The organism is Sphingorhabdus sp. (assembly GCF_044354325.1).
Taxonomy (GTDB): Bacteria; Pseudomonadota; Alphaproteobacteria; order Sphingomonadales; family Sphingomonadaceae; genus Sphingorhabdus_B.
Window position 1 is genome coordinate 1 of sequence record NZ_JBILAF010000155.1, and the last position, 3,629, is coordinate 3,629.

Below are 3,629 nucleotides of genomic sequence, written 5' to 3' on the forward strand. Positions count from 1 at the left end.
CCAAGCTTTACGCCCGGAGGCGCCTGCCGCCGTTTATATTCGGCCAAATAGAGCAGCCTTTCAATCCGCACGACTGTGTCGCGATCAAAGCCTTGCGCGACGACCTCATCGACCGAGCGCTCTTCCTCCACCAACGCATGCAACATTTTATCAAGGAGCGGATAATCCGGAAGCGAATCGCTGTCTTTCTGGTCTGGCCGCAATTCCGCACTGGGGGGCTTAGTAATGATATTGTCGGGTATCACTGGGCCATCCCGGCCGAGACCGATGCGCGGCTTATGCGCATTGCGCCATTCGGAAATGGCAAACACCGTCATTTTATAGGCATCTTTTATTGGGTTATAGCCACCGGCCATATCACCGTAAATCGTCGCATAGCCGACGCTCATTTCGCTTTTATTGCCCGTCGTCAAAAGCATATGCCCAAATTTGTTGGATAAGGCCATCAACGTGACACCGCGGATACGCGACTGAATATTCTCTTCGGTAATGTCGACATCGCGGTCGGCAAAGCTGCCCGAAAGCATATCATCGAAAGCGCCGACAGCCGGTGAAATGGGAATCGTATCGATCCGGCAGCCAATCATTTCCGCGCATTGCGCGGCATCGTCCAGACTGGATTGGCTGGTATAGCGGCTCGGCAACATGACACACCAAACGCGATCGGGCCCAAGCGCATCAGCGGCAATGGCGGCGCATATCGCACTATCGATCCCGCCAGACATGCCCAACACAACGCCGGGAAAGCCGTTGCTGTTCACATAATCGCGCAGGCCCGTGACCATCGCGCTGTAGATATCCGCGGGATGGTCTTCCCAAAGCGCCTTAGGCCCATCTGCACATTGCCAGCCATCGTCGCCGCGCGTCCAATGCGTCATGCGCAGATGCTCTTCCCAGTCGGGCAAACGATGTGCCGCCGCACCATCGGCGTTCAGGACAAAGGAACTGCCGTCGAACACCAGCTCGTCCTGCCCGCCGACACGGTTTAGAAACATCAGCGGCAATCCGGTTTCGCGCACACGGGCGGCAAAAACCTCTTCCAAACGGCGGTCGTCCTTGTCGATTTCATACGGGCTGCCGTTGGTCGAAATCAGCAACTCAGCGCCGCGTTCCTTCAAATGGAGGCTAACCGGGGCGAGCCAGCCATCTTCGCAAATGGGAACGCCAATGCGCACGCCTTTAAACAGCATAGGTTCCGGTAACGGGCCAGATGCAAAAATCCGCTTTTCATCAAAGGTTCCGTAATTGGGCAGCTCATGCTTGTAACGCACGGCAGCAATCTGACCGCCATCGAGCAGAGCAATTCCGTTGTACAATGCGCCATCGTCGAGGAATATCGAACCCACGAGCATCGCGGGCCCGCCATCGGCTGTCGCCGCCGCAAGCTTGGCAAGTTCCACCGCAGCGCGCGCGGCAAAGGCTGGCTTCAACACCAGATCCTCGGCCGGATACCCAATCAACTGCTGTTCGGGAAACACGATCAGGTCGGCATCTGTCGCTTTTGCGCGCCATTCCAGCATCTTGCCGGCGTTACCTGCCAGGTCACCCACGCGCTGGTTAAGCTGCGCCATTGCAATATTGAGCCGATTTGTCATTTCACCACCCTATTGTCCACAATGTAGCGGGGCAAGCCGATTGTCAGGCCAGTCGTGCGCCGCTAAGGCGTTTGGCGAAACTTTGGCGCGCGATTCAAAGCTCAGGGGTCCGGGGACACGCACATGAAATTGATGACAGGCAACAGCAACCTTCCTTTGGCGAAGGGCATTGCAGATTATATGAACTTGCCGCTGACCGACGCCAGCGTGCGCCGTTTCGCCGACAATGAGATTTTCGTCGAAATCCATGAAAATGTGCGCGGTGAGGATATGTTTGTTATCCAATCGACCAGCCACCCAGCCAATGACAATTTGATGGAATTGCTGATCATGATTGATGCGTTGCGCCGTGCATCGGCAAAGCGCATCACCGCGGTTCTTCCTTATTTCGGCTATGCGCGGCAGGATCGGAAACCGGGGCCACGCACGCCCATTTCGGCGAAGCTTGTCGCCAATCTGATTACCCAGGCTGGCGCTGACCGCGTGTTGACCGTGGATTTGCATGCAGGCCAGATTCAGGGCTTTTTCGATATTCCAACCGACAATCTTTACGGCGCACCTGTCATGAGCGCGGATATTTTGGAGCGCCATGGCGACAAGAATATCACCGTCGTATCGCCGGATGTTGGCGGCGTTGTCCGTGCGCGCGCGCTGGCAAAACGTCTTGATGATGCGCCACTGGCGATCGTCGATAAACGCCGTGAAAAAGCTGGCGTTTCCGAAGTCATGAACATCATCGGCGACGTGAAAGACCGTTTCTGCATATTGATTGATGACATCGCGGACAGCGCAGGCACGCTGTGCAACGCGGCCGACGCGTTAAAAGCCGCCGGCGCGTCAGACGTCGTCGCCTATATTACGCATGGCGTATTGTCCGGCGAAGCCGTGAACCGGGTCAACGCATCCTCACTGCGCAAACTGGTCATCACCGACTCCATCCTGGCGTCCGACATTGCCAATGCCAGCCCCAAAATACGCCAGCTGCCCATCGCGCCATTGTTGGGTGAAGCGATTAAGCGCATTGCCGACGAAAGTTCCGTCAGTTCTTTGTTCGATTGATGACACCGGCGGATATCCTTCTGGCCAACCGTTTGGCCGAGGCAGCGGGCCAAGCCATCCGGCCCTTTTTCCGATCAGCCTATAGCCATGAGGCAAAGGCCGATGCGTCTCCGGTAACGGAAGCCGACCGCGCCGCCGAAAGCGCCATCCGCCGCATTCTTGATGCCGAGTGCCCTCGCGACACGATCATCGGTGAGGAATATGGCGAAAAAACCGGCAGTTCGGGGCGCAGCTGGATTATCGATCCAATCGACGGAACCGTAAGTTTCATGGCCGGGCGCCCGATATTCGGAACATTGATTGCGCTGCTCGAAGACGGCTGGCCTGTCCTTGGTGTCATTGACCAATGCATTAGTGGCGAGCGCTGGGTCGGCGCTGCGGGGTATCCGACGACGCTGAACGGAAATCCTGTCACGACACGAGCATGCACCGCGTTGAATCAGGCGACGCTGGCAACAACGGGGCCACAATATTTTTCGCAGCATGACGGCGACCATTTTATGGAGCTCGCGGCACAAACGGCGCATAAAAAAATGCTGTTTGGCGGGGATTGTTACAACTACGCCCTGCTCGCCAGCGGGCATATCGACATCGTCGTCGAAGCTGGCTTAAAGCTGCATGATTTTGCTGCCTTAATCCCCATCGTAACGGGCGCGGGGGGTATGATGAGCGATTGGTCAGGCGAACCTCTGCACGGCGCTTCCGACGGCCATATCATTGCGGTGGGCGACCCAGCCCGGCTTGATGACGTGCTCGAAGCATTGGCGTGCCAACACTAAAACGCAGCAGTCCGGGCCACATTACCGGCAATAAGCTTGCAATCGCGCGCGAATCCGGTTAGGCGCGCCCCTTCCGAATAAGCAGGCTGGCCAATAGGGCTGCCATGTCGGCTTGATACGGACTCAACAAAGGAGACCAAAATGCCCAAGCTCAAGACCAAGAGCGGTGTGAAGAAACGCTTCAAAATCACCGCAA

4 protein-coding genes are annotated in these 3,629 nt (G+C 56.8%); 2 read left to right on the plus strand and 2 right to left on the minus strand.

The features are described 5' to 3' along the window. The coding region (locus ACIQ0G_RS10625; protein WP_397577876.1) for an NAD+ synthase at window positions 1–1,595 on the minus strand (1,595 nt) is incomplete at its 3' end. A gap of 123 nt (window positions 1,596–1,718) precedes the next feature. Between ACIQ0G_RS10625 and ACIQ0G_RS10630 the strand changes: the two genes are divergently transcribed. Next, complete coding sequence (locus ACIQ0G_RS10630; protein WP_183942152.1) at window positions 1,719–2,654, plus strand: ribose-phosphate pyrophosphokinase; 936 nt, start codon at window positions 1,719–1,721, stop codon at window positions 2,652–2,654. Beyond that, window positions 2,654–3,433: a histidinol-phosphatase gene (gene hisN, locus ACIQ0G_RS10635; RefSeq protein WP_397577877.1), complete on the plus strand. Its 780-nt coding sequence runs from the start codon at window positions 2,654–2,656 to the stop codon at window positions 3,431–3,433. The genes ACIQ0G_RS10630 and hisN overlap by 1 nt, the downstream gene beginning before the upstream one ends. On the opposite strand, the gene ACIQ0G_RS10640 is transcribed toward hisN, so the two are convergent. After that, a partial coding sequence (locus ACIQ0G_RS10640; RefSeq protein ID WP_397577878.1) for a hypothetical protein occupies window positions 3,430–3,629 on the minus strand: 200 nt, incomplete at its 5' end. The genes hisN and ACIQ0G_RS10640 overlap by 4 nt on opposite strands.